The 26675-nt window shown below is 36.6% G+C and carries 24 protein-coding genes, 1 pseudogene and 1 riboswitch; of the genes and pseudogenes, 4 read left to right on the top strand and 21 right to left on the bottom strand.

The features are described from left to right. Nucleotides 1-57: 57 nt before the first annotated feature. The 5 genes from B9T31_RS01280 to B9T31_RS01300 form a co-directional block, all read right to left on the bottom strand. Nucleotides 58-423, bottom strand: a complete 366-nt coding sequence (locus tag B9T31_RS01280; RefSeq protein WP_086180378.1) for a YkgJ family cysteine cluster protein — start codon at nt 421-423, stop codon at nt 58-60. A gap of 224 nt (nt 424-647) precedes the next feature. Continuing rightward, on the bottom strand, nt 648-1226 hold the full coding sequence (locus B9T31_RS01285) for a TMEM165/GDT1 family protein (RefSeq protein ID WP_086180153.1): 579 nt from the start codon (nt 1224-1226) through the stop codon (nt 648-650). Nucleotides 1227-1297: 71 nt separating this feature from the next. Next, nucleotides 1298-1437: riboswitch (yybP-ykoY riboswitch) on the bottom strand. Nucleotides 1438-1515: 78 nt separating this feature from the next. Beyond that, a complete protein-coding gene (locus B9T31_RS01290) occupies nt 1516-3462 on the bottom strand; it encodes a 2-oxo acid dehydrogenase subunit E2 (RefSeq protein WP_086180154.1) in 1947 nt (648 codons plus the stop codon). 2 nt (nt 3463-3464) lie between these two features. Beyond that, nucleotides 3465-6167 (bottom strand): pyruvate dehydrogenase (acetyl-transferring), homodimeric type, encoded by a 2703-nt coding sequence (gene aceE / locus B9T31_RS01295; RefSeq protein ID WP_086180155.1) that lies wholly within the window; start codon nt 6165-6167, stop codon nt 3465-3467. A gap of 296 nt (nt 6168-6463) precedes the next feature. After that, nucleotides 6464-7123: a M23 family metallopeptidase gene (locus B9T31_RS01300; RefSeq protein ID WP_086180156.1), complete on the bottom strand. Its 660-nt coding sequence runs from the start codon at nt 7121-7123 to the stop codon at nt 6464-6466. Nucleotides 7124-7231: 108 nt separating this feature from the next. On the opposite strand from B9T31_RS01300, the gene B9T31_RS01305 reads away from it, so the two are divergent. Continuing rightward, nucleotides 7232-7675 (top strand): DUF721 domain-containing protein, encoded by a 444-nt coding sequence (locus tag B9T31_RS01305; protein WP_086180157.1) that lies wholly within the window; start codon nt 7232-7234, stop codon nt 7673-7675. Nucleotides 7676-7768: 93 nt separating this feature from the next. Here B9T31_RS01305 and lpxC read toward each other — a convergent pair whose 3' ends face one another. From lpxC to gshB, 8 genes are all read right to left on the bottom strand, one after another. Then, nucleotides 7769-8671, bottom strand: a complete 903-nt coding sequence (gene lpxC, locus B9T31_RS01310) for a UDP-3-O-acyl-N-acetylglucosamine deacetylase (RefSeq protein ID WP_086180158.1) — start codon at nt 8669-8671, stop codon at nt 7769-7771. Nucleotides 8672-8796: 125 nt separating this feature from the next. After that, nucleotides 8797-9978 (bottom strand): cell division protein FtsZ, encoded by a 1182-nt coding sequence (gene ftsZ, locus B9T31_RS01315; RefSeq protein ID WP_086180159.1) that lies wholly within the window; start codon nt 9976-9978, stop codon nt 8797-8799. 156 nt (nt 9979-10134) lie between these two features. Continuing rightward, the gene (gene ftsA / locus B9T31_RS01320; protein ID WP_086180160.1) at nt 10135-11397 is read right to left on the bottom strand and encodes a cell division protein FtsA; all 1263 of its coding nucleotides are present in this window, start codon (nt 11395-11397) and stop codon (nt 10135-10137) included. A gap of 67 nt (nt 11398-11464) precedes the next feature. Beyond that, entirely contained in the window at nt 11465-12319 is an 855-nt protein-coding gene (locus B9T31_RS01325) for a cell division protein FtsQ/DivIB (RefSeq protein WP_086180161.1), read from the bottom strand. Nucleotides 12320-12322: 3 nt separating this feature from the next. Beyond that, nucleotides 12323-13252 carry a D-alanine--D-alanine ligase gene (locus tag B9T31_RS01330; protein WP_086180162.1) on the bottom strand — a complete coding sequence of 310 codons (930 nt, stop codon included), beginning with the start codon at nt 13250-13252 and terminating at the stop codon, nt 12323-12325. A gap of 55 nt (nt 13253-13307) precedes the next feature. After that, entirely contained in the window at nt 13308-14756 is a 1449-nt protein-coding gene (gene murC, locus B9T31_RS01335; RefSeq protein ID WP_086180163.1) for a UDP-N-acetylmuramate--L-alanine ligase, read from the bottom strand. 12 nt (nt 14757-14768) lie between these two features. Beyond that, nucleotides 14769-15866, bottom strand: a complete 1098-nt coding sequence (gene murG / locus B9T31_RS01340; RefSeq protein ID WP_086180164.1) for an undecaprenyldiphospho-muramoylpentapeptide beta-N-acetylglucosaminyltransferase — start codon at nt 15864-15866, stop codon at nt 14769-14771. Between the two features lie 387 nt (nt 15867-16253). Further along, the gene (gshB, locus tag B9T31_RS01345; RefSeq protein WP_086180165.1) at nt 16254-17195 is read right to left on the bottom strand and encodes a glutathione synthase; all 942 of its coding nucleotides are present in this window, start codon (nt 17193-17195) and stop codon (nt 16254-16256) included. A gap of 256 nt (nt 17196-17451) precedes the next feature. On the opposite strand from gshB, the gene B9T31_RS01350 reads away from it, so the two are divergent. Next, nucleotides 17452-17835, top strand: coding sequence for a DUF1090 domain-containing protein (locus B9T31_RS01350; RefSeq protein ID WP_139840890.1), 384 nt, complete (start codon nt 17452-17454; stop codon nt 17833-17835). Nucleotides 17836-17916: 81 nt separating this feature from the next. Here B9T31_RS01350 and B9T31_RS01355 read toward each other — a convergent pair whose 3' ends face one another. The 3 genes from B9T31_RS01355 to pyrE form a co-directional block, all read right to left on the bottom strand. Then, nucleotides 17917-19158 carry an amidohydrolase gene (locus B9T31_RS01355; protein WP_086180166.1) on the bottom strand — a complete coding sequence of 414 codons (1242 nt, stop codon included), beginning with the start codon at nt 19156-19158 and terminating at the stop codon, nt 17917-17919. A gap of 109 nt (nt 19159-19267) precedes the next feature. Continuing rightward, nucleotides 19268-19960 carry an ankyrin repeat domain-containing protein gene (locus B9T31_RS01360; RefSeq protein ID WP_213033211.1) on the bottom strand — a complete coding sequence of 231 codons (693 nt, stop codon included), beginning with the start codon at nt 19958-19960 and terminating at the stop codon, nt 19268-19270. A 328-nt stretch (nt 19961-20288) separates the two neighbouring features. Continuing rightward, the gene (gene pyrE / locus B9T31_RS01365) at nt 20289-20939 is read right to left on the bottom strand and encodes an orotate phosphoribosyltransferase (protein WP_086180167.1); all 651 of its coding nucleotides are present in this window, start codon (nt 20937-20939) and stop codon (nt 20289-20291) included. Between the two features lie 40 nt (nt 20940-20979). Between pyrE and B9T31_RS01370 the strand changes: the two genes are divergently transcribed. Further along, a complete protein-coding gene (locus B9T31_RS01370) occupies nt 20980-21798 on the top strand; it encodes an exodeoxyribonuclease III (RefSeq protein ID WP_086180168.1) in 819 nt (272 codons plus the stop codon). Nucleotides 21799-22214: 416 nt separating this feature from the next. Next, nucleotides 22215-22562: a Spx/MgsR family RNA polymerase-binding regulatory protein gene (locus tag B9T31_RS01375; protein ID WP_086180169.1), complete on the top strand. Its 348-nt coding sequence runs from the start codon at nt 22215-22217 to the stop codon at nt 22560-22562. A gap of 248 nt (nt 22563-22810) precedes the next feature. Here B9T31_RS01375 and B9T31_RS01380 read toward each other — a convergent pair whose 3' ends face one another. The 5 genes and pseudogenes from B9T31_RS01380 to B9T31_RS01400 form a co-directional block, all read right to left on the bottom strand. Beyond that, the gene (locus tag B9T31_RS01380) at nt 22811-23248 is read right to left on the bottom strand and encodes a DUF2147 domain-containing protein (protein ID WP_086180170.1); all 438 of its coding nucleotides are present in this window, start codon (nt 23246-23248) and stop codon (nt 22811-22813) included. Nucleotides 23249-23480: 232 nt separating this feature from the next. Continuing rightward, nucleotides 23481-24149, bottom strand: a pseudogene (locus B9T31_RS18205) (glutathione S-transferase family protein). A 226-nt stretch (nt 24150-24375) separates the two neighbouring features. Further along, a complete protein-coding gene (locus B9T31_RS01390; RefSeq protein WP_086180171.1) occupies nt 24376-25143 on the bottom strand; it encodes a transporter in 768 nt (255 codons plus the stop codon). Between the two features lie 12 nt (nt 25144-25155). Continuing rightward, a complete protein-coding gene (locus B9T31_RS01395) occupies nt 25156-25701 on the bottom strand; it encodes an ankyrin repeat domain-containing protein (RefSeq protein WP_086180172.1) in 546 nt (181 codons plus the stop codon). A gap of 143 nt (nt 25702-25844) precedes the next feature. After that, nucleotides 25845-26195, bottom strand: a complete 351-nt coding sequence (locus B9T31_RS01400) for an HPF/RaiA family ribosome-associated protein (protein ID WP_086180173.1) — start codon at nt 26193-26195, stop codon at nt 25845-25847. Nucleotides 26196-26675: the final 480 nt, after the last annotated feature.

Raw genomic sequence — 26675 nt, forward strand, 5'->3', positions numbered from 1 at the left:
TCTCTCACTGTATTTTTTATTTGATTCAATACCGATATAAATCTAGAAATTTCAGATTTATATGACTTGCTCATATTCCTCATCATTCATTGGTATTTCTGTTTCTATTGAAATGAATGGAATTAAATTATATGCCATGCGTGCTTTATTACATTGCTCATCTGCGACCTGAACTTCTTTGCATGAAGAACTTCGTACTTCATAGATTCCACAACTCACTTGTTCTCCTACAATACCCTGTAATGCGATACATTTAGGTTGTTGTTGGTTGGTTCCCTTCATACATGAATATATTGGAGTAACCTGTTCTATCATATTTTCTGGAATTTCAATCCCTTCAGCCCAATAAAATGATACACGAAAAAATGCACAGCATGCTCCACAGCTTAAACATGCTTCTTTTTCAGGAAGTTTTAATAACATAATCGAAATTCTCGCCATCTATGGTTTAACTCTTAGACGAAAATATAAAAAAGTTACTTTTTAAATTCAATAGAATTGAATACTTTTTAAATATAAAAATTATTACAATTCATATAATTAAAATATATTTCACATATTATTTATTTAAATTTATTCGTTATTTTCCAATCTTCTGCTTAAAACCCTTGCAGATTGCTCGGGCTTATAGGCACGTGGTTTATAATTTATAGAAAGTAATGTTGTAATAATGCACCAACACCCATAATAAGAAAAATTGCTGCACCTATTTTATGAATTAAAGCAATTGGAAGCTTATCTGCTAATTTATCACCAATGAAAACTGCAGGTAAATTCACCAACATAATTCCAAGCGTTGTGCCAATAGTCACCCAACCAATACTATCAAAACGTGCTGCCAAAGCAATTGTAGCTATTTGAGTTTTATCTCCAATTTCTGCTAAGAAAAACAAGATAAAAGTTGCACCAAATACGCCATATTTTTGCCACCTGTTAATACTTTCAGACTCATCATCTAATTTATCAGGTATCAACATCCATACAGCCATACCAATGAAGCCCAAAGAAACTAACCACAGTAATGTCGTTTCACTCAGAACAGTCGTTATCCATTGACCAAGTACAGCAGAAACCCCATGGTTCACTACCGTCGCTAAAAAAATAGCAAACAAAATTGGAATAGGTTTACGAAATTTTGCAGCAAGTAATAATGCAAGCAGCTGTGTTTTATCGCCCATCTCAGACAAGGCAACAACAACTAAAGAAATCAGAAAAGCATTTAGCATGATGTGTTTCTCTGGCTAGCAATTACATACCAATGATTCATCCCTCCTGCTAGCCAAAAGCAGAGTGATAAATCAAAGGTCTTGCCAACAAAAGAAAGCTTAGAGAAAGCTCATTTGGTTCTTTGCTATGATGACCATGCTTGTTTTAAAGCAAATATGTTGATCATCACCTGTTCATATAGAACAGCGGCTACTCCCCAATGAAGTAGTGTAATTATAGCTCATTTAGTCCGATTTGCAATAAAAAACCCTGCCGAAGCAGGGTTTTCATGATAAACGCATGAATGAATTAAATTAATAAAGTACGGATGTCTTGAAGTAATTTAGTTAATTTATTGGTGAAACGTGCTGCGTCTGCACCATTAATAACACGATGATCATAAGACAATGATAATGGTAACATCAACTTAGGATCGAAGCCTTGCCCATTCCACACTGGTTGTATCGTTGCAGGTGAAATACCCAAAATAGCAACTTGTGGCCAATTTACAAGCGGCGTAAAGGCAGTTCCACCAATCGCACCAAGACTCGAAATCGTAAAGTTAGCACCCTGAAGATCTTTTGGTGAAAGTTTCTTATCACGTGCTTTTTGACCTAAAGTCCCTAGCTCAACCGCAATTTGCTTAATGGTTTTTTGATCAGGATTACGTAATACGGGTACAGTTAAACCATCTGGTGTAGCAACTGCAATACCCATATGAATTTCATTACGAAGTAAAACTGATTTACCATCATCTGCTAAATGACCAGCAAATTCACGCTCTTCTTTTAACAAGTGCGTCACCGCTTTAATAATGAAAGCCATAATCGTAAGACTAATACCTTCTTTCTTAAAGTTGCCCTTAAGATCATTACGCCATGCTTCAAGCTCAGTAATATCAGCTAAATCAAACTGCGTTACTTGTGGTATATGATTGTTTAAAGAAAGTTGTGGAATTGACACTTGTTGTAAACGCGTCAAAACTTTCTCTTCCACACCGCCAAATGCCGTAAAATCTGGAAGTTTTGGCAAACCTGAAACAACTGCTGTTTGGGTAGCAGCTACAGGTTGTGGTGCAGTTAAACGACCTTTCACATAAGCAAATAAATCTTCTTTAATGAGGCGTGAATGTGCACCAGATGCTTTCACATCAGCCAAAACAACACCTAGCTCACGTGCAAGTTTACGCACCGCAGGACCTGCATAAACTTTTGCATTTGCTGCATTTTGCTCTTTCGTTAATTTATCAACACTGCTTGTTGTCGTAACTGACGCAGAAGTTGATTCTACTTTTGCGATCACTGGTGCCGATGGTGCAACTTTTGGCACTGATGTCGTCGTTACTGAAGCAACTGCTTGACCTTCAGCTTCAATCGTCAGTAATGCCACACCTTCTGAAACACTTTGACCAAGCTGAACATGAATCGCTTTGATGGTACCTGCGGTTGTACTTGGAACCTCTACCGTTGCTTTATCAGATTCAACGACAATAATACTTTGATCTTTTTCAACTTTATCGCCAACTTGAACCAAAATTTCGGCAACTGCTGCTTTATCTACACCTAAATCAGGTACAGAAATTTCAATCGGTCCTGTCGTAACAACAGCAACAGGTACAGCTACTTCGGCTTGCTTTACTTCAACAGGTGCTGTCACTTGAACAGTTTCTACCGTAGCAGCTGAAACTGCACTTGTAGTTTTAACTTTAAGAATAACAACACCTTCTTTAACAGTATCGCCCTCTTTAATTTCAATTGCTTCGACAATTCCCGCAACAGTACTTGGAACTTCAACCGTCGCTTTATCAGATTCAACGACAACAATGCTGTCGTCGATTGCAATTGAATCGCCAACTTTAACTAAAATCTCACCAACTGTTGCTTTTTCTACACCAATATCAGGCACTTGAATATCAACAATCTGAGAAGTCGTAACCGCTGCAACTGCCAGTGGAGTCTCTACTTTTACTACAGCTGGCTCAGATTTGACTTCAGCTTTTGGTGCCGCTGCAACTGGTACTTTAACTTGAGCATCAGCTTCTAATTCAATAAGAACAGCCCCTTCAGAAACTTCATCACCTAAAGTTACTAAAATACTTTTTACCACACCTGCTGAAGTGCTAGGCACTTCAACAGAGGCTTTGTCAGACTCTAGCAATATAAGACTGTCATCTACGGCAATGGTATCGCCCACTTTAACTAAGATTTCTGCAACAGTTGCTTTATCTACACCAATATCAGGAGTCGTAATTTGCATGATTATTTCTCCTCTTTATAATCAGCAACCGCATGAAGTTCTGGATGTACTTGAGGTTGCCAAGCAACTGGACGCTCTGTTTCCAATTCAAAAGATGAAATTGCATCTTTCACTAATCGTGCATCTACTTCGCCTTCATCAGCAAGTTTTTTCAATGTTGCAACAACAATATGTGCTGCATCTACACCGAAATAACTACGTAAATTTCCACGCGTATCTGAACGACCATAACCATCTGTACCTAATGCAACAAATGGACGGTTATCTGGAAGATATCCGCGAATTTGTTCGCTGTATGCACGGACATGATCTGTTGCAGAAACAACAATACCCTTCGTACCACGAAGTTGTTTAGATACCCAAGATTCTTTCTCTTCCTCAGCTAAAGGATGGAGGCGATTGTATTCTTCACACGCCATACCATCACGCGCCAATTCATTAAAGCTTGTTGCGCTCCATACGTTTGAATGGATTTGATATTCATCACGTAAAATTTGAGCAGCTTTGATCACTTCACGAAGAATAACCCCTGAACCCATCAACTGAACCGTTGCTTTTTCATCTTTTTCAAGTAGATATAAACCACGTTTAATCCCTTCTTCAACACCTTCAGGCATTTCAGGATGCTCGTAGTTCTCATTCATTACTGTTAAGTAATAGAATACACGCTCTTGATTTACATACATACGTTGTAAACCATCGTGAACAATGACAGCAAGCTCATAACCAAAACATGGATCATAAGAAATACAGTTTGGAATCGTATTTGCAAGAATGTGAGAGTGCCCGTCTTGGTGCTGTAAGCCTTCACCATTTAATGTCGTACGACCAGCAGTTGCACCTAACAAGAAGCCTTGTGCCTGTGCATCACCTGCAGCCCACGCAATATCGCCAATACGTTGGAAACCAAACATTGAGTAATACATATACATTGGAATCATTGGCAAGTTATTGGTTGAATAACTCGTTGCTAATGCAGCCCATGCACTCATTGCACCTGCTTCATTAATACCTTCTTGAAGCATATGACCATCTTTTGCTTCACGGTAATGCATTAACTGCTCTTGGTCTTCAGGTGTATATTGTTGACCATTCGCTGCATAGATACCCAACTGACGGAACATACCTTCCAAACCGAACGTACGTGCTTCATCAGGTACAATTGGAACGACGCGATCTTTAATGGCTTTTTCTTTCAGCAAGGCTGCAATCAAACGAACCATGACCATCGTCGTTGATTGTGCTTTACCATTTGAACCTTTCAGCACTGCATCAAATGCAGATAATTCAGGGATAGCAAGTTGTTCGCTATCTTTACGACGTGCAGGTAGATAACCACCTAAAGCTTCACGACGTGCTTTCATATATTTTAATTCAGGCGAGTTTTCGCTTGGACGATAGAAAGGTACTTCTTCTAATTGTTCATCATTAAATGGCAAATTAAAACGGTCACGTACATATTTTAAAGATTCAATTTGCATCTTTTTAATTTGATGCGTTTTATTTACCGCTTCAAGCTCTTCAGATAAACCATAACCTTTTACTGTTTTCGCTAGAATTACAGTCGGTTGACCTTTTGCTGTACAGGCTTCTGCATAAGCAGCAAATACTTTATATGGATCATGTCCGCCACGGTTTAACCCATTAATATCGTCATCACTTAAATCTTTTACGAGTTCAGCTGCTTCTGGATATTTACCAAAGAATTTTTCACGTGTATACGCACCACCTTTTACTTGGTAACGCTGATATTCACCATCTAAAGTTTCTTCCATCACAGCTTGAAGCGCGCCTGTCTCATCTTTTGCGAGTAAAGGATCCCAATGGCGGCCCCATACTACTTTAATCACACGCCAGCCTGCACCACGGAATAACGATTCAAGTTCTTGTATAATTTTACCGTTACCACGCACAGGACCGTCTAAGCGCTGTAAGTTACAGTTCACAACCCAAATTAAGTTATCTAACTTTTCACGACCTGCTAAAGAAATAGCACCAGTACTTTCTGGCTCATCCATTTCCCCATCGCCAAGATAAGCCCATACCTTACGATCTTCTTCTTTAATCAAACCACGATTCATCAAATATTTTTGAATATGCGCTTGATAAATCGACATAATTGGACCAAGACCCATAGATACTGTTGGGAATTGCCAATAGTCAGGCATTAAATACGGATGTGGATAGCTTGATAAGCCTTTACCAGCAACTTCACGACGGAAATTACTTAAATGCTCTTCAGTTAAGCGTCCTTCTAAAAACGAACGAGCATAAATACCAGGCGCACAATGCCCTTGGTAATAAATCATGTCTCCGCCAAAATTATCGCTATTTGCACGGAAAAAATGGTTAAAACCTACATCATATAACGTCGCAGACGAAGCAAAACTTGCTAAATGTCCACCTAAGTCATCACCTGTTTTATTCGCTCGAAGTACCATCGCAAGTGCATTCCAACGAATAAGTGCACGAATACGACGCTCCATATCTTGATCACCTGGCATTGCAGGCTGTTCCGCTACAGAAATAGTATTGAGATAAGGGGTATTTAGGCGCTGAATAGGTACATGCTTTGCAATCGCTTGCTGATAGAGCTTTTCTAATAAAAATGCAGCACGCTCAGTGCCCATATGTTGCAAAACCGAGTCAAAAGCTTCTTGCCATTCTTGGGTTTCTTGCGCGTCAGTATCGCCATAAAACGCCATGTTTCACCTATCCTATGAACCTATTAATAGTGCATATATGTACCACATTTTTAAGCACAACACATATCGCCATAAATGAATACGACAATGGTCTATTATTTAGGAAATAAATAGTGATTGATCTTTTTACGATTTTTGATTAAAAAATAAGCCAATTAAGCATTCATTTAAACAGGTGAAGAAAAAATGGGCAATTTTATACTAATAAAATAAAAATGACTCAACATGACCAATCCTTCAGTCATGTTAAGTGAAATGAGGTTAATTTTAATGAAGTGTTAAAATAATTTGAAATTTTAATCAAGCATTGCCAAATAAGAAGATGGATTTTTACGCTGTCCATCTTTGACAACTTCATAATGTAAATGAGGACCTGTACAACGTCCTGTACAGCCAACATTAGCAATATGATCACCTGCTTCTACCTGATCACCCACGTTTACGATTAAACGTGAAGCATGTGCATAACGCGTTAAATAACCATTACCATGGTTAATTTCAACATATTGTCCATAGCCTGTGCCCCAACCTGATTTTGTTACAATGCCAGGACCAGTGGCATAGATAGGTGTACCTGCCGGTGCGGCTAAATCAAGACCTGAATGATTTTCTGCACGTCCTCCCATTGTTCTGCCACCATAATTTGAACTTACTCGTGCAGAAGGTAATGGATGAGTGACCAACCATGAATAGGGATTATTAGAAGCATTAAAATTGGAAGAAACATTTAAACCATATTTTTTTTCTAAAGATTCATTATCTATTTCAATCGCTTTATTCTTATCACGTAAAGTTACTGACATTTTAGTTGATGATGAATTTAATGATTTTGTCAGTTGTTCGATTCGATCCATTGATTGATTGTTTACAGCATTTAAATCAACTAAGTCCGCAAATGCAGTAGATATTGTTGTTGCTGCAATTGAAAAAGCAAAAATTATACGTTTTATCGACATAAAAACCTCATGATCAATCCTCCTCACAAATTTTCTTGATAATTTCTATCCTTGAAATTAAGTTAATAGAACGTATAAGATTAAGACATAATGGTGGAGAAATTATGTATGTCTGAACTTATTAACGTTTTCCAACAAACAAGAAAACAAAAAAAAACGGGAAACTTAACGTTCCTTTCTACACAAATTGCTGCATGGCAACAACTTACACGATTAATTCAACCTTTATTGCCCCAACCAGAACAATGGCAAGTTGCTTGTTATCAACAAGGCATTCTAACGATTACTGGATTAAATCAAGCAATGATCAGTCAGCTTGCTTATTTACAAAAGCATTATATTACACAGCTTTCACAACTCAACGAATTTAAGGATTTAAACAAAATCCAAGTTCGCTTAAGAGTGTCTGCTAAGACATCATTAAAACCCAAAGCTATTCCGAAATCGCTTAGTACGGATACTCAAGAGATGCTCAAAAGTGCTGCTGACTTTATAATTGATCCTAAGCTTAGCCAAGCTTTATTACGTTTGGCAAGTAAAAATGAAAAATAACATTTTGTTTATTCACTTTTTTGTTCATTTAAAATATCGGTAGACATTAATATTTTGTGATTTTTGTAAAACTTTCCTTATCAAGACAAACGATTACATCACACTTACATACTTAATTGGACAACTTTCCATGTCATCAAATGTTACAATTTTATAATTACTTGGGTCACTTTGAACATTGCGCAGCAACTGATTATTTAATGCATGACCTGATTTATAACCATCAAATTTTGCAATAATTTGATGTCCTAATAGGTACAAATCACCAACTGCATCTAGAATTTTATGCCTTACAAATTCATCTGAGTAACGAAGTCCCTCTTCATTCACAACACCTGTATCATCTACACCTATTGCATTTTCTAAACTTGCACCTAATGCTAGATTATTTGCTTTTAAATAATCCAAATCTTTCATAAAGCCAAAGGTTCGAGCATCGCTGACTTCATACACAAAAACTTCTGTTGATAAATCAATGCTCGCTGACTGATATTCTTTTTTAAATGCAGGATGATCAAAGTCAATCGTGAAATTGAGTTGAAATCCTTCATGAGGGCTAAAAATTGCTTTTTTATCATCAATGAGGGCTTTAACTGGTTTTAAAATCTTAATAAATTTTTTGGGTGCATCTAATTCTTTTAAACCGCCTTGCATCAGCAAATAAATAAATGGCCCCGCACTACCATCCATAATAGGAACTTCTGAGGCAGAAACTTCAATAATTAAATTATCAATACCTAAACCTGCAATTGCACTCATTACATGCTCAATCGTCCCTACTTTTGTATTTTCTAGGACTAAATTTGAACACATAAATGCCTCTTGAACTAACATTGCATTCGCGTGAATCTCAACAGGCGGACTTAAATCAATACGACGAAAAACAATACCTCCATCAGCATGGTGAGGCACAAAGTTCATCAGCACTTTCTGACCACTATGTAGACCAATACCACTCGCTTTCACGACACGTTGTAAGGTACGTTGTTTCAACATGTTTCTTTAATCGCCTACCTAAAAATAAGCTTATACGTTAGCATATTTAGCTATTGATAAAAAACAAAAAGGTAGCATCTTCGCTACCTTTTTATTTAAGGAATGGAGGTAAAGACGTTAAAAAATCATTTACGTTGCTGATTTTTCAAATAATCTTGAATGCTCATCGGGGTTGGACGAGAAACCCCTGTACCACCCTGTGAAGATGCTGGATGTCCAGATTCTGCCTGTTGACGCTGAATTGCAGGGACATCATCTTCATCTACAGCACTATTATTTACATGTGTATTCTGTGAAACTGAGCGTTTTACAGGCTCTACCGCATCCGCTGAGTTGCGTGTCAATCCTGTAGCGATAACGGTAACGCTAAGCTCATCACGCGCATCTGGATCAAATACAGTGCCATAGAAGACCTGACCTTCTTCCAAATCTGCAATTTGATTGACAACATCTGTAATTTCTTCAATTTCACCAAATGTAACATCATCACCGCCTGTTACATTAATCAAAATACCTTTCGCATTCATGATCGTTACATTATCAAGCAACGGACTACGAATTGCTTGCTCTGCAGCTTGACGTGCACGCGTTTCACCACGACCCGTACCCACCCCCATCATGGCATAACCACGAGTGCTCATTGCTGTTTTCAAGTCAGCAAAGTCAAGGTTGATATGACCTGGGCGTACAACTAAATCAAAGATACTACGGACAGCATTTAATAAAACATCATCTGCTTTTTTATATGCATCTTTCATTGAAATATCACGAAATACTTTCAATAAACGTTGATTTGGAATAATAATTAAAGAATCAACATGCTGTTCTAATGCTTCAATTCCTTTTTCTGCAGATTGAAGACGGCGTTTTCCTTCAAAATTAAATGGAGTAGTTACAACACCAACCGTTAAAATACCCATTTCTTTTGCAATTTCAGCGACAACTGGTGCAGCGCCTGTACCGGTACCACCACCCATACCCGCAGTGACGAATACCATATCCGTACCTTCAAGTTGTTGGCGTATTAATTCTCGACTTTCCTCTGCGGCAGTTTGTCCGACTTGAGGATTCGCTCCAGCACCTAGTCCACGCGTACTTTGCTCACCCAACTGGATTTTGAATTTTGAATCCATTCGATCCAAAGCTTGCTTGTCTGTATTTGCACAAACAAATCTTACGCCTTGAATGTCTGATTGCAACATATGTTGTACAGCATTACCACCTGCACCACCCACACCAAAAACAGTGAAACGGGCTTGGCCGTTATTGTCTGCTTGATCATCTTCAAAAAAATCAAATGATGCCATGACCTTTAGATATCCTAATTTGCTATTGGCAGCGACAAATGCCCGTATACTGCCTTGTTCTTAAAAAAATTGTTTTAAGAATGCGGTGCTATAACGCACTTGTCAAGTACAAGTCATTATTCACCTACTTCTTCACACTAGATTGCAACAATTCTACTAAAAAATTGATTTTAATTTGTCATTTAAGCCTGACCAAGCTCGACCAAACCGTCCCAAAATAGACAGTTTCTCTAATTCTTCAGTTTCGACAATAGTCTCTTGTGCATAGGTTTGACTATACATGAGTAAGCCTGCTGCCGTAACATATTGTGAACGACGTAATGATGCTTGGTTTTGCTCATCAGCATAAACTTCTACAGGTGGATTACCCAAATGCGCAGAAACACCTAAGCGTGTACGAGCCAGACTCACCATACCCTCAATTTGGCTCGCGTCACCTGCTAAAACAACACCATGATATAAGCCATGAATTGCGCCACTTTGCTCTAATTCATGGCTAATTTGGCTAAAAATTTCGTCATAACGTGCGATAATAATTTCAGCCAACTCTATACGGCTAATCGTCTGAGGCCCATCTATCCCTTGAATCTGGATCATATGATCAGGCTTCACCACACTTAAGTCGACACATCCATAAAGGAGTTTAATTCTTTCAGCTTCTTCAGTCGTTGTTTGTAACACTGCTGCAATATCACGTGTGACATGTTCTCCACCACGTTGAATCGTTTGAGCAAATGCTAAACGCCCATCTAAATAAACCGCTAAATTGGTCGTACCTGCACCAATATCAACCAGACAGACACCATACTCTTTTTCATCTTTTAACAAGGTTGCTTCGGCCGTTGCAAGATTAGAGACCACCATCTTCTCAACGCCAATATTTGCACCTTTTAATGCCCGATCTAAGTTTTGCATAGTACTGATAGGCAACATCATCAACTGATAATGAGCAGTCATACTATGTGCTGACATACGAATAGGGTTTTGTACCCATTCACCAGAATCATCCAAATCGAAACCCAGTGGTACCGCACTCACTAAATAATGATCTGAAGTGAGATGGCTTGCTTTCGCTAGCTCCAATGCTCGTACAACTTCACTTGTTGTTATTGTATGATCATGGTTTTCAATTGGTGTTCGACCAGAAGCATAAAAACTTTTTAATTCTGTGCTCGGAATAGAAATCCATGCTGAATGCACACGACATTCTGCCATATCTTCTGCTTCTTGAACGGCATTTTTTATGGCAGTTATGACTTTATCTAGACTAACAATTTTTCCTTTACTCATGCCTCGGTTACGAGCAGTTGCCATACCAATAACTTCAATATTATTGGACTCGTGTACCTTACCAATCAAAACTGAAACCTTGTGCGTCCCAATGTCTATTGCTACAACTGAGGGAACAGCTTCACTCATTATCTACTACCATTACATATGTGTCTGATTTATGGCTTTTAAAGCCTATTATTTATAAAGCCTATTATTATGGCTTCACCCCTATTATATCTGCAATGTTTATGTCATTACTCGTTACAACAAAATTACCATTTATTATCTTAGGTGGTACTGAATTCTTCCATTGTATTGCTAATCCATTTCGATATCGTACATCAATTGCAGAAATTTGATTCCAAATAGGTTTTAGATCATGTTCTGCCAGATAACTTAATCGCTGTAATTTACTCATCATTTGATCTTGATCTACAATAATACGTAGCCCGGAATCAAATTGCATAAACCATGTCATTCGATCTGTTAAATAAAGTTCTTTTAACCGCAGATTTACAGGTAAAAATAGTTGGTTAATCTCATTATAGCGACGCATCATCATTTTTGATTGATGAATCGGTCCATGTAACAAAGGTAATTGCTGATTATTTTTAGTCACAACTTCAGTAAATACATCTCCGCTATCGCTCAGCAAACGCCCTGTACCCCACCGTGCAATTGCATGTTTTGGCATAACTCGAACTCGAATTGAGTTCGGCCATGAGCGAGAAACAACTACGCGATCGACCCAAGATAACTCTAATGCCTTATCTCGAATTTGCTTTAAATCGGATGTAAAATAATTACTTGTAACAACAGGCATTACATGATTGATAACTTGTTTTTGCTCAACTCCAGATTGTGTGCCTACAACATCAAGCTCTGCAACTTTAGCATTGGTCATGACTTGATATAAACCAAACAAGCCCAAGACTAAAATGACAAAGGCAACCAACAACAACACCCACCCACCAAAGTTTGTAAGCTTATCCTTACGCGATGGTGGTTTATCATGAATCGAGGTTATTGCTACTTTCTTTCGACGCATTGAAGCTGGAAGTTGAGCCATAATCTAGTGGGTCACTTCTATTAAGGTCTGCTCAAGAATAGCAACACATAGACTTTCAAAGCTATAACCAACTGCTTGAGCTGCTTTCGGAACGAGAGAATGACTCGTCATTCCTGGCACAGTATTAACCTCTAATAGCCAAAAGTTTCCTTCTTCATCTTGCATTGCATCTATACGTCCCCAACCACTTGCTCCAACTGCTTGGAAAGCTCTTAAGGACAATGCTTGAAGACGCTTTTCATCTTCTGGTGTTAAACCACACGGAATCCCATACTCAACATCATTACGCGTGTATTTTGCTTCATAATCATAAAAAGCAACATCTTCAGGTGGCTGTAAACGAATGACTGGTAAGGCTTGATTGTTTAAAATGACAATGGTAAATTCGCGCCCTGTAATCCACTTTTCAGCCATCACAACAGCATCATGTTGTGTAGCTTTTTCAATTGCAAGTGCGAAATCTTCTATTTTTTCGACTTTACTCATACCAATACTAGAACCTTCATGTACTGGCTTAATAATGAATGGCAAACCAATTGAGTCTACAACATCCTGTAAATTAGAATCTTTTGCCACAATACGATAGGGTGCTGTCGGGAGTTCAGAACCTTGCCAAATTTGCTTGGTTTTAATTTTATCCATTCCAATGGCAGAGCCTTGAACACCTGTTCCAGTATATGGCACACCTAACCATTCAAGTGCACCTTGAATTTGACCATCTTCTCCACCACGACCATGTAAAACAATGAATGTACGATCGTACTGCGTGAGTTCGGTTACACTCCGATCTTGAGGATCAAAACCTTCAGCATTTACACCCGAATGGAGCAATGCTTCTAATACAGCTTTACCACTGGCTAATGACACCTCACGTTCAGCAGATTTACCACCAAACAACACGGCAACTTTGCCGAACTTAGAAGCATTTGTCACGTTAATATCCTTAAAATTTATTAATCAGCAATTAAAAGCTAAATCACAAAAGTGATCATTTTATATATAAATTGTGCTGTGCAAGTTCAATTGAAATTGCACCCACATTACCTGCACCTTGTGTTAATAACAAGTCTCCAGGTTGTAAGACATTTTGCATGACACTTTGAAGATTTCCATCGACTGGATCAATTAAAATTGGTTCTACTTGACCGCGTAATCGAATACTACGTGCCAAAGCACGACTATCAGCACCAACGATTGGTTTTTCCCCTGCAGAATATACGTCTAACAACAACAACTGATCAACTTGTGATAAAACCTCAACAAAATCATCAAAGCAATCACGGGTACGACTATAACGGTGTGGTTGGAACATCATCACTAAACGATGATCTGGATGGCTTTCGCGTGCCGCTTTAATTGTGGCTTCCACTTCTTTCGGATGATGTCCATAATCATCGACCAATTTCACGTGACCTTCTTCAATATTAAATTCACCTTGAACTTGGAAACGACGTCCTACACCACTAAAGCTTTCTAATGCACGACAAATTGCGCCATCTGAAACACCCTCATCTGTTGCAATACCAATGGCTGCCAATGCATTTAATATATTATGCGCACCTGGCATATTAATGGTGACACGTAGTGGTTCTTTTCCTTTACGCAATACGGTGAAATGCGATTGCATACCATCATGTTCAACATCAACTGCTCGAACGTCATTGTCTTCATTAAAACCATAGGTTAAAACAGGACGACCAATACGTGGCATAATTTCACGAACATCTTCATCATCACCACAAACAACAGCTAAACCATAAAATGGAAGTTTTTGTAAAAACTGTACAAATGTATCTTTTAATACATCAAAACTCCCCCCATAGGTATCCATGTGATCTGCATCAATATTTGTGACAATGGCTGCCATCGGCTGTAAATGTAAAAATGATGCATCAGATTCATCCGCTTCAGCCACAATATAGCGACTCGCACCCAGCGCAGCATTTACACCTGTTCGATTTAATAACCCCCCGATCACATAAGTTGGATCAAGGTTTTCTTCTGCCAACATACATGTCACTAAACTTGTTGTTGTCGTTTTACCGTGTGTTCCAGCAACGGCAATACCATGACGATATCGCATAAGTTCACCCAACATTTCTGCACGACGTACAATGGGAGTTCGACTTTCTATCGCTGCTTTAATTTCTGGGTTTTCAGGATCAATTGCCGTGGAAACTACCAATACATTCGCATTTTTAATATTATCTTCAGCATGACCGATATAAACTTTAATTCCATTTTCTTCAAGCTGCGCTGTTGTTTTCGAGGCTTTAATATCTGACCCAGAAACATGATAGCCTTGGTTTTTTAAAACTTCAGCAATACCACACATACCAGCGCCACCAATGCCCACAAAATGGATGTGTTTCACACGGCGCATTTCTGGCACTTTAATTAACTTTTTTGCTTGATCTGCTGGTGTTAAAAGAGACATATTTTTCTCGAATTAAAGTTCTTGAATTAAACGAACGACTTGTTGAGTTGCATCTGGCTGTGCTTTCTGGCGTGCTTTTACGGCCATATCAGACAATGTTTTACGACTCATCAAGGGGACTAAAACTTCTTTTAAGCTCTCTGATGTCATTGTTGCCTGCGGGCAAATTTTTGCTGCATGAATATTTGCTAAAAATTTAGCATTTGCCGTTTGATGGTCATCTACTGCTGTTGGCAATGGAACAAAAATAGCTGCAACCCCAGCTGTTGCAATTTCAGTCACGGTCAATGCACCAGCTCGACAAATAATTAAGTCGGCATTGGCATATGCATCAGCCATATCTTCAATAAAAGGCTGAACCTCAACATGAAGCGATGCAGGCTTATTTTGATAACGTATTAATGTTTCTTCTGCATGATTTTGCCCACACTGATGATAGACTTGCATCGGAACATTTAACAACTTCAACGCTTCTGGTACTCGCTCATTGAGTACCTGTGCTCCTAAAGAACCGCCAACAATTAAAATACGTAATGGTTCATCTGCTTTTTCACGTTCCTGATAACGCCATGAAGGACTTAAAATTGCGGTAATTTCTTTTCGAACAGGATTACCTGTTGTGATGACTTTCTGACTTTGTGGAAAGGTGTTTGGGAAAGCTTGACATACGGTCTTCGCAATACGCGACAACTGGGTATTGGTAAATCCTGCAACCGCATTTTGCTCATGAATAATTACTGGAATACCTAAAATTCGAGCAGCCAAACCACCAGGTCCTGCAACATAGCCACCAAAACCCGCAACAGCGTCTACGTTTAATTTTTTCATGTAGCGCATAGCACTTAATGTTGCTTTTAGAATTTTAAATGGTGCTGCAAGTTTACGAATCAAACCATTACCACGCACACCTTGAATATCAATTTGATAAATTGGAATATTATGATTTTTTAATAATCTGTTTTCCATCCCAGCTGGCGTAGCCAACCAAGACACTTCCGTACCTTGTTGTTGCAATTCTTTTGCAACAGCTAAAGCAGGAAAGACATGTCCACCTGTACCTGCGGCCATCATCATGACATGTTTGGGCTGTTTTTTCTGAGCTTTGGTCACGATCTATTTCTTCAATTTAAATAAGGCTAATGAAAATTCGTTATAAGCTTGCAATTGTAATCACAAACGCATAGGCATGAAAGTTTATTTACCGCTTTTCACCTAGCATTTTATTGTTTTTTCCAACAGTAATGGGAGTTTAAACTAGTTTTATCATTAAATTCTAAAAACCAATTTGAATTTCAAAATCCTACACAAAAATTAATATGATTAATACAGAATAAATCTTTTCTGTAACAGATAAAACTTTACTTAAATAATCCTCTAGTAAAGTCAAAAATAATATCATTTGATATCAATCATAAGCGACACATACCGCTTTAAAAATGATTTGATCTTTTATAATAATGAGCACAATGCCGACTGTGCTCATTTTAAAGTAAAATTTTATTGACGGGGTTGTTCTAACACATCAAATAAATCATCTGCAATGGATGTTCCAAATTGTGCATCAATTTCACGAATACAGGTTGGACTCGTCACATTAATTTCTGTCACATAGTTTCCAATCACATCTAACCCAACAAATATTAATCCTTTTTCACGTAAAAAAGGACCAACTTTTGCAGCAATTGCTTTGTCATTCTCCGTTAAAGGACGAGCTTCACCCCGACCACCAGCGGCTAAATTACCCCGTGTCTCACCATGCTGTGGAATTCGTGCAAGGCAATAAGGTACTGGCTCTCCATTAATCATAAGAATTCGCTTATCACCATCTACGATATCTGGAATATAACGTTGAGCCATAATCGGTTGTTGACCCATTTCAGTTAACATCTCTAAGGTTGAACCAATATTGACACCATCTGCAGTCAAGCGAAAAATCCCTGTTCCACCCATTCCATCAAGGGGTTTTACAATGACATCTTGATGTTTGATAATGAATTCACGAATTAAACTTTGTTGAGACGTAACCAGCGTTGGTACTTGTAATTCAGGAAACTGTGTAGCAAATAATTTTTCATTACAATCACGTAGGCTTTGTGGTTTGTTAATAATCCAAACACCTTCACGTTCAGCTTGTTCTAAAATATAAGTGCTATATACAAAGTTCATATCAAATGGTGGATCTTTACGCATTAATACAACATCGTAAGCAGCAAGTGATTCTTTTTGTTTTTCGCCAAGCTCATAATAATGATGATGATCTTCAAAAACTTTTAAAGGAGAAATCAAACCAAAAGCTTTACCTTGATCTATATATAAATCTTGCTGTAATACATAACCTAATTCATGACCACGACGCGATGCTGCCCACAACATTGCCATCGTCGAATCCTTCTTTAAACTTACATTTTCAATAGGATCCATCACAACAAGTACACGCATATGCTTTGCTCTTTTTTAAGTAACCTCATAGCAGTATAGCTGAGATTATGACGCATTTTTATAAAAAGAAAATAAATCCTAATCAATAAAATCTGATTTAAATACTGGCGCCTATATTCATATTACATTCATATTTTTAGATGAAATATGTAGTATTATAAATCTATACCTTAATAAATATTGTAGTCAATTTTAATAAATAACTGAACCATAGAGCAAACGGTCTATGGCAAATTTTTAATGAGGAGTGCTATTCATGAAACTCAATAAATCAATCATTATGTTTGCAACTTGTTTAATTCCTTTTACAGCGATTAAAGCTGAGCAACTTCAAGGCTGTGCAGCGAAAAAACACAATATTGAAAGACAGCTACAATATGCAAAACAAGCTGGAAATACATATCAAATACAAGGTTTAGAGAGAGCTCTAGAAAAAACCACAACATATTGTAATGATAAGAATTTAAATAATCAGCAGTTAAAAAAAATAGCGGAGAAAGAGCGAAAAGTTGAAAAAAGACAACAGGAACTCAATCAGGCACAAGCAAAAAATGATCTCAAAAAAATTACTAAATCACAAAAAAAGCTTGCTGAAGCGCAGGCTGAGTTAAAAGAAGCGAAAAGAAACTTAAATCGTTAATGCTAAATAAAACCCTTAATCATAAAGTCATTAAGGGTTTTAAATATCAAAATTGATTTCTTCTATATCGTGCCATGAAAATTAATTATTTTCATGGCGCTGCCACGAAATATTTCCTCGACTCATGGTCATTGTTCGTGGCGAAATGCGTGCAATCACTTCTGCTGAACAAGACGCATCAAATAAAGTGATATCTGCACAATCTTCTTTCATTGGCCACTGTAATAGACCTTCATTATTTAATGGGGTCATACCTGTGGCAAAATACAACGCCCGAGATAAATGATATTCACTTGCCCAACCATACAACTGCGCAATCACATTTGCTCTCTCTATAATGTCACCCTGCCCGAATGGCGTCCAATGATCAGTAATACTATCGGTGCCTAATTCAACAACAACACCATGCTCATGCAATTCTGCTAACGGCATTCTAAATTGAATAGGAACACTGCTCACCAACTTTACGCCCAAGCTTTGCATCTGGCTTGCAAAATCTAGTAGTTGCCCATCTTGATGAATATCGTGTAAAACAAAAGCATGACTGATGGTTACATTCTGCTGTAACGATGGATTTTGCTCTAACAGCTTAAATAAATAATTTAAGGTTTTTTTACCTGCATCATGCCGTTCATGTAAATGAAGATCGATCCCTTTATGATAATCTAATGCGAGCTGGAACGTCATTTCTAATGATTTTTCTAAATTTCCATCCACTGCATTCGGGTCTAATCCCCCCACAACATCACAGCCCATTTGTAAAACATCTTTCATCAAAGGAACTGCATCATCTCTGAATAAACCATGTTGTGGAAATGCAGCAGTCTGAAATGAAAAATGCTTAGAAAATTCCTCTGTTAATAATTTTTGAATGGTTTCAAAATGATGTATACCAATCGTCCGATCCACATTACAGTGATTGAAAAATCGAGTTGTACCTTTGGAACGAATTAAATCTAAAATTGCTTTTGCACGTTGTACTACAAAAGGGGCTTGTTGTCGTAACAGTGCTTTCTCTAGTGCAATCATATCAAGCACCGTTTTATTTTCTTCCGCTGCTGTCCAAGGGCCACCATAATATGTTTTATCTAAATGAATATGAGCATCTTTAATCCCTGGTAATGCCAAAGCACCAGAACCATCAACAATTTTAAGGTCGATAAGCTCATCTGGAATCGCATCCCAAAAAATATCTTTGATTCTTCCTTGATCTATATGTAATGCTGCTCGCTGTGTTTTAGTTCCAATGATATGCCCTGCATCGTTATGTAAAAAACCTATTTCTAACAGAATATTCTTGAGTAGATAAGTGTTACTAGACATTAATAGACCCCATCTGTAGTTTTTATTAAATTTTCTAAATCAAATAATTCACTTGAATCATAATCTAAGAAAGTTAATTCATAACTGATCAAATGAATCGTTTGTGTCATTACTTTAATAATTCCACTATCTGATGAAAACCTCGTCGCTGTGCATGTGTTAATGCACTTACATTGTTTTTATCTGGAATTGTTTTATCCGCACCAGCATCTAATAATATCTTTATAATTTCGGCTTGATCATGACCACCATCACCCAATACAACTGCTTCCATTAAAGCTGTCCATCCTAGACTATTAACATAATTAATCGGATAGTTTTTAGTATTTGCTAATAAACGTACTGTTTCAACATGACCTTTCTCGGCTGCTGGAATAAGTGCTGTTCCACCATAACGGTTATATATTTTAAAATCGGGTTGGTGATTCAGCATTAATTTAACAAGCTCAATCTTCCCTTCTGCTCCTGCATATAAAAATGGGGAGTTCTTCATTTGATCTTGTGCATTCACGTCTGCACCAGCATGTATTAAAAGTTTAGCAATTTCATCTTTATTTTGATAAATCGCATTCATTAATAATGTTTCACCACGTGAATTACGTATATTCAAATCACCTGATTGCTGAATATAAGATGAAACTTCTGGAATATTATTTGTAACAATTAAATTGAAAGGATTTGTCATATTTTTATTCGATTGAGTTGATATTTGGGCAGCAGAATTCGCTTCAGAATAACATGAAATTGTTATGCCATTTACGATCAGTATCGTTGCAAAAAAAAGCGTTTTTTTCATCATCATTTTTAAAAACTCTTGATTATTAATATAACAGTCTAGCAAAATATATTTTTTAAACAGCCCACTCCTTACTTTTTGCATTAAAATAATGTATTAAATGTCACATTAAACAAACAAATTGCAAATTAATTCAGAACATAGACCCTTAATATCATTCGTAATTCTTCTAAAACAAACCAAGAAAATGAATGACATTTTCCTAAGAAATAAAATTGTATAAATTTGTTTGCAATACATATTTTTCCGAAAAAGAGTATGAAAAATATAATTTATTTTTATATTCTAAAAAAAGGAAGTCTTCACTTCCTTTTTAATTCTCATTAATATCCTCTTAGATACCATATTGAATACGATATGCTTCCATTTTCGCTAAAGCGTCTGATTCACCTCGATATTCTAAAAAGTTCATTAAATCTTTCATCGTAACTAAAGCATGTACTGGTATATCCAATTCTTTTTGAACCTCTTGAATGGCAGATAGACCACCTTGTCCTTTTTCTTGACGATCTAGCGCGACAAGAACACCCGCAATCTCTGCACCCGCTTTTTTCAAAATACCCACTACTTCACGAATTGCGGTGCCTGCAGTAATTACATCATCAATAATCCAAACCTTTTTGCCTGCAACTGAAGCGCCAACCAATACACCACCTTCACCATGATCTTTTGCTTCTTTACGATTAAAGCCCCATGGCACACTGACGCCATGATTTTGAGATAATGCGACTGCTGTTGCTGCAACAAATGGAATTCCTTTATATGCTGGGCCAAAAACAACTTCCACATGATCACATTTAATCAGTGTATCTGCATATCCAGAAGCCAGCAAAGATAAAGCTTCACCATCATTCAATAAGCCAGCGTTAAAAAAATAAGGACTCACTCGACCCGATTTTAAAGTAAACTCACCAAATTTAAGTACACCTTTAGATAAGGCAAGTTCGATAAATGTTTGAGGGTTAAACTGAGCTGGCGACGTCATGAGGTGCTCCAAAATTCATAAATTGAGGTTATGACTGCACATGATACCAAAGAGTAGCTATTCAAGTGATCAAAAAATTCTTCGTGTCGTTTCAATTAATGTAAATGGCTTACGTGCATCTGTAACAAAAGGCTTACTGGATTGGCTAGAAAAGTCTGAAGCAGATGTTATCTGCATGCAGGAAAGTCGTATTACACATGCACAATGGACTGATAAATTTAAACCAGAAGGATGGTTTACTCACCTTTTTCCAGCTGAGCGTCCGGGTTATGCTGGAACTGCAATATATAGTCGTCTGCCCTTTGTCTCTGTAACCAATGGCTTAGGTTTTGAACTAGCCGATTCTCAAGGTCGCTTTATTTCAGCTGAATTTGATTTAGGTCTAGAACAATCTGTCTTTATTTGCTCTCTTTATCTTCCTTCTGGGTCTTCTGGAGATGATGCACAAACACGTAAAGATCTATTCTTAGATGAATATAAAAGCATTCTTAAAGAATGGCGCAGTCAAAATAAGTCTGTCATTGTTTGTGGCGACTACAATATCGTGCATAAACGAATTGATATTAAAAATTGGTCTGGAAATCAAAAAGCCTCTGGCTGCTTACCTCATGAACGTGCATGGTTAGACCATATTTATGATGATCTTGGATATGTCGATACATTTCGTGAGGTTCGCAAAGAAGCTGAACTATATTCATGGTGGTCTAATCGAGGACAAGCCCGTGCGAAAAATGTCGGATGGCGTATTGATTATCAGGCCTGCTCACCTGACTGGAAAGAACGCACGCTCAATGCATGGGTCTATAAAGATGAATGGTTTAGTGATCATGCACCTGTAATCATTGATTATAAGGTTTAATAATTGACTAATTTAGTCGGATTTAGTGAACGATTGTTTACTCAATAATATTGAATTTCCTACAAAAGCTGTAGTTATTAGAGATTTATCTTTCTCAAAAATACATGCATTATATCTCCCACGGCAAAGGGACGATGTCAGGATGACAGCAAAGGGATAGGACGCCGTAGGATGGAATGAACAATAGCAATATTGTTCTCATGGATGTGACAATGGACGTTGTACTGAGACCCGCAGATCAGGATGATTAATGCGGGTTTTCTCTTTTTGTCATTTCTTTTTTATTAAAAGTTCCACATCAACTTATCAATTCATATTAAAAACAATAATTTAAAAATTCTACCGATTAAAGATAGTATCTACAATAACTTTCCGCTAGTCTAACTTTAATTTCACACTATCTCTCAGGACATTTTATGCTTAAAATTTATGGTATTAAAAACTGTAACTCAATGAAAAAAGCATTCGATCTTCTTTCTGAACTTGGGTTAAATTATGAATTTCATGATTATAAAAAACAAGGGATTGATGCTGATACATTAAAGAAATGGTTAGAGCTAAAAGGTGAAAGTATCATCTTAAATAAAAAAGGAACGACTTGGAGAAAGCTAAGTGAGGCCGAACAGCAGCATGCTTTAGCAAGTGAAGAAAATTTAATCAATGCACTCATAACACATACTAGCCTAATTAAACGTCCTGTTATTCAAAATGATTCCCAACTCATTGTTGGTTTTAATGAAGATGAGATTCGTCTACTAAAATAAGTCGTGTGCTTGAGCAATTTTTTTACATTCTAGCGAAAGTCATCATGTAGATGTTATTTATAGAAATAGCATCTACTTTTAATTTTAGGACAAATTTATAAAGAAAAATTATATTGAAAATGCATACAAATTTTTCGAATTTTTGATTTCAAATATCTGTCAGATTTACATCGTTCAAAATAAATAGAAGATTATTTTTAAAAAAGTCTGATTTTCATCAGACTTATTATTCTAAAAATTGATTGTTCTTAATTTGCACGAATCCACGTTTGATTGCGCCCTAAAACTGAGATTCCGATATAACCACGTAACTCTAGTTTTTGCCCACCATCTGCAATATTGCCTTTTAACTTATACGTTTTACCAGATTGTGGATCCATAATTGTGCCATTGTCATAATTGGTTCCACCAACATTTTTTAAATCATGCACAATTGTTAAACCTTTAAGAGACTTATCTTTATATGGCCCCTCACATTTCGAACAAGAATTCTCTTCACCTTTGGTTAAAATTGATTGAATAGTTGCAGATAATGTTCCATTTTTTTGTTCAGTAAATTTAACAAGTGCTTTTGGCTCTTTTGTTTTATCATCAATCGTTTTCCATACAGTACCATTTAATGGATCTGCTGCATTCGCGAATGCCATAAAGCCGAATAATCCTAATGCGATTGTAATTTTTTTCATAGCTTATTTCCCTGAGTCTAATGTGTCTAAGATAGACGGATTAAGTATTCAAAAAACACTATAATTTTGCAATTTTTGAATGTGACCGATTAGTGTAATCTTGTAAATCTGAAACTCAAAATATAAATGATTTTTGATCTAATAACACTAAAAATTAAATTTACGACTCAAATATCATTCAAATTTCAAAATATTACCGCTTTTCTAATTATTTTTTAATATTCATAATCACTTATTCATTTTCATTGTAAATCTCGTAATAATTCACTTTTTCTGTTTCATTCAACGCATCCTGTATCCATGCGTTGATTGTGGGGTGAGTTAACATTGTATTGATATAACGTTGTGCATCTTCACTAACGGGTAAACAATAAGTTTGAATTCTGGTGATCACTGGTGCATAAAATGAATCTGCTATAGAAAAATCACCACATAAAAAACCATCATAATTTGGTCTTTCTCACCAGATTTTTTCAATTCTAGCGAGATCTTCTCTTAATGCATGGTTGTTACTCCACAGCTTTTCACCCATATTTTTAAAATTTTCACGAATATTCATTGTACATAATTCACGTAAATGAGAAAAACCGCTATGCATTTCTGCAGAAATACATCGAGCACGTGCACGTAGCATTTTATCCAAAGGCCATAATTTTTTCTCAGGAAATACCACAGCTAAATATTCAGCAATCGCATATGTATCCCAAATTAAAAGGTCTTGATCAAGTAATGCAAGAACTTTTCCTGTCGGGTTGATATGTTGAAATAATCTACCTGTTTTTCGTTACTCAGAAGGATACGCCACTATTACTTCTTCAAATGGAATATCAAAAGCTTTTAATATAATCCAAGAACGCATTGACCAACTGGAATAGTTTTTATTGGCAATAAAAAGTTTCATTTTTATTATTTCCCATACATTTCAAAATTTTAATCAACTATTTCACCTAGATATATTCAGTTAAATCTATAAGTTTTTTAGCCAATTCGAAATGTGCTTCATCAAAATAATCTTAAAATCACACCAGATCAATGATGTTGACGATTAAAATATATAAATGCCAACATCATTTCCATCTTAAACTGATGAACATCGACACTGCTTTTCAGCATTCCTTCAGTTCATTTTAGAACAAGTATGACACCCCGAATCCTGCATGGTATCTATCTGCCGAACCATTTAAATCAATTGCAATATTTGCATCTACTTGCATTCGTGAATTTGGAGCATAAATCACACCAGAGCCAAGTGAATATTCAACACCTGTACCTTCTGCTTTACGATAAACTAACTCAGAGAAACCAGACCATTTATCCGTTAATCTATAACCAATATTAGGTATTGCAGTCACTGATAGTTTATTCCCTTCATGCTGATAAAGCATTGTAATTGCAGTATTTAAGTCAGGAGTATATTTATATGATACTGAGCTACCTAAAGTATAAATATCATCATGGTTAGTAAAATATTGATTACCCGTTGCAATTTGAGCTTCTGCTAAAACAGCCATCGATAATTTTTCATCATTTAGATCTATCGCTTGTTTTAAACCAACGCTGATATCTCCTAAGCCATGTTCTTTATCCGTACGCCCTGCTGTTGTACTACGCGACCAACCTGGCCCTTGCCAACCTAAACGAAGTTCTAAATTTTTCATTAACCCCGTTCTAAGCATCATGTCTGCTTTGACTGTGGTTGTTTCTGTAGATTCACTCCCTTGCGTCGTTTTGGTATAGCTGACTGAAGGAAGCGCTTGTTCCCAAGCTAAACTTCCGACTGGCGTAATTCCTGTGCTTATGCTTTTTCCTGGTCGATCAAAAGAAAAATCTGCAGCAAAAACCTGTGAACTTAAACCTGCAACAACCATGAATCCAATTTTTTTTAATACCGACATATTTTTTCTCAATTAAATATTTAATTCTTTCGTCATTTTTGCGCCATGACTACGCAGAAGTTCCAAAGTTTCTTTCTCTTCAGCCAATGCATCTGACCAATCAATTTCATCAAAATCACAATCAAAAAATAGATCGCTAATCGAAGATAAAATCGTTAAGCCTTCTTCATCTACTGTATTCGGGTCTACTTTTTCATCTAAAAGACGTTTAACAACTGGAACACAAGCAGAACTGGCAGCATCCCATAAAGGTCCATATATTTCTTCTACATCCCATAAATGCAAATTCGCTTTGGCATGAATTAAAGCATCTAAAATTTCAAGATGGGCGCGAAGATTTTCTTGCTTTTCACTTTGAGTCAATGCTTCTCCGGACTCATATGCTTCGCAAATCTCTTCCCACCATTTAAATAATCCATCTGACCATACAGAAATAGCTGGTCCTTTTTCAAGAACTATAAAATTAGGGTCAAGACCATTTGCTAAAAGTTCTTGTACTTGCACCACATTTAATTCTTCTATTGCTTGCACAAGTGCTTGTTGAAGGTCTGTCAACATGGAAATAACTCATATCAATAATTCATCACTATTATGCAGAATAAACGACGTTTTGTTGCAAAAAATATGTAAAAGCATAAATTAAATATAAAAAAGCCCAAGTGATTTTGGGCTTTTTAAATCTTATTTGATATTACATGAAGTTATTCATCAGCATCGACAAACTCAGGTTGCACACCACGCGGATTTTCACTTTTTTCGATTACATGCTCAAGACTGCGTTTTAAGCGATCAATTGCACCATGAATAGCCGTATCAATATTATGTCCACGGTGATGAACAACTACAGGCTTTAATCCAGCAGGACGAGCTTCAATCATACATTGAATATCATCATCTCCGCCTTTTGCACCATTTTCATCACTGAAATGAACAGAGAAACTGGTAATTTTTTCACTATAACGTTGAAATTCTTGATTAAGTTCCTCACGCACATATGTAATCAAACGATCACTATTTTGAATGTTTTTATCTGTACGGATTTCAATGTTCATATAATACCATCCTCTTTCTTGCTTTTTGTCTAAATCTTTTTATGTAAAGTTAAAGTAACTTTACACATTTTTACTAATACAATGCACCATATTAGAACATCTTCAATTTATGTTGGAACCTCTCCTTCATATTGAACGATGAACACCTTTTAAGTCTGCAGATTTGTGTTCTTATATCTTGAATATCGGGCCTATATTAAAAATATGCAAGTGAAATTTGAAAAAAATATCAAAAGGATAAATAATAATGACAACATATTACGCATTTGATCAAATACCGATCGATCCATTAAAGACCAATGTCAATGAAACACATTATTAATAGTATGCCGTATATTTTTTATAAAAAAGGTTATTTTTCTTCTTCAAAATAAAGTTTATATTTCATTTGAAATTATATTTTCTTAATATGTTGCATGATTAAAAGTTAAATAATAATAAATATCTATATTAAATCATCAAGTTAAATTTATTTAAAAA

The organism is Acinetobacter sp. ANC 4558, assembly GCF_002135375.1.
Classification (GTDB): domain Bacteria; phylum Pseudomonadota; class Gammaproteobacteria; order Pseudomonadales; family Moraxellaceae; genus Acinetobacter.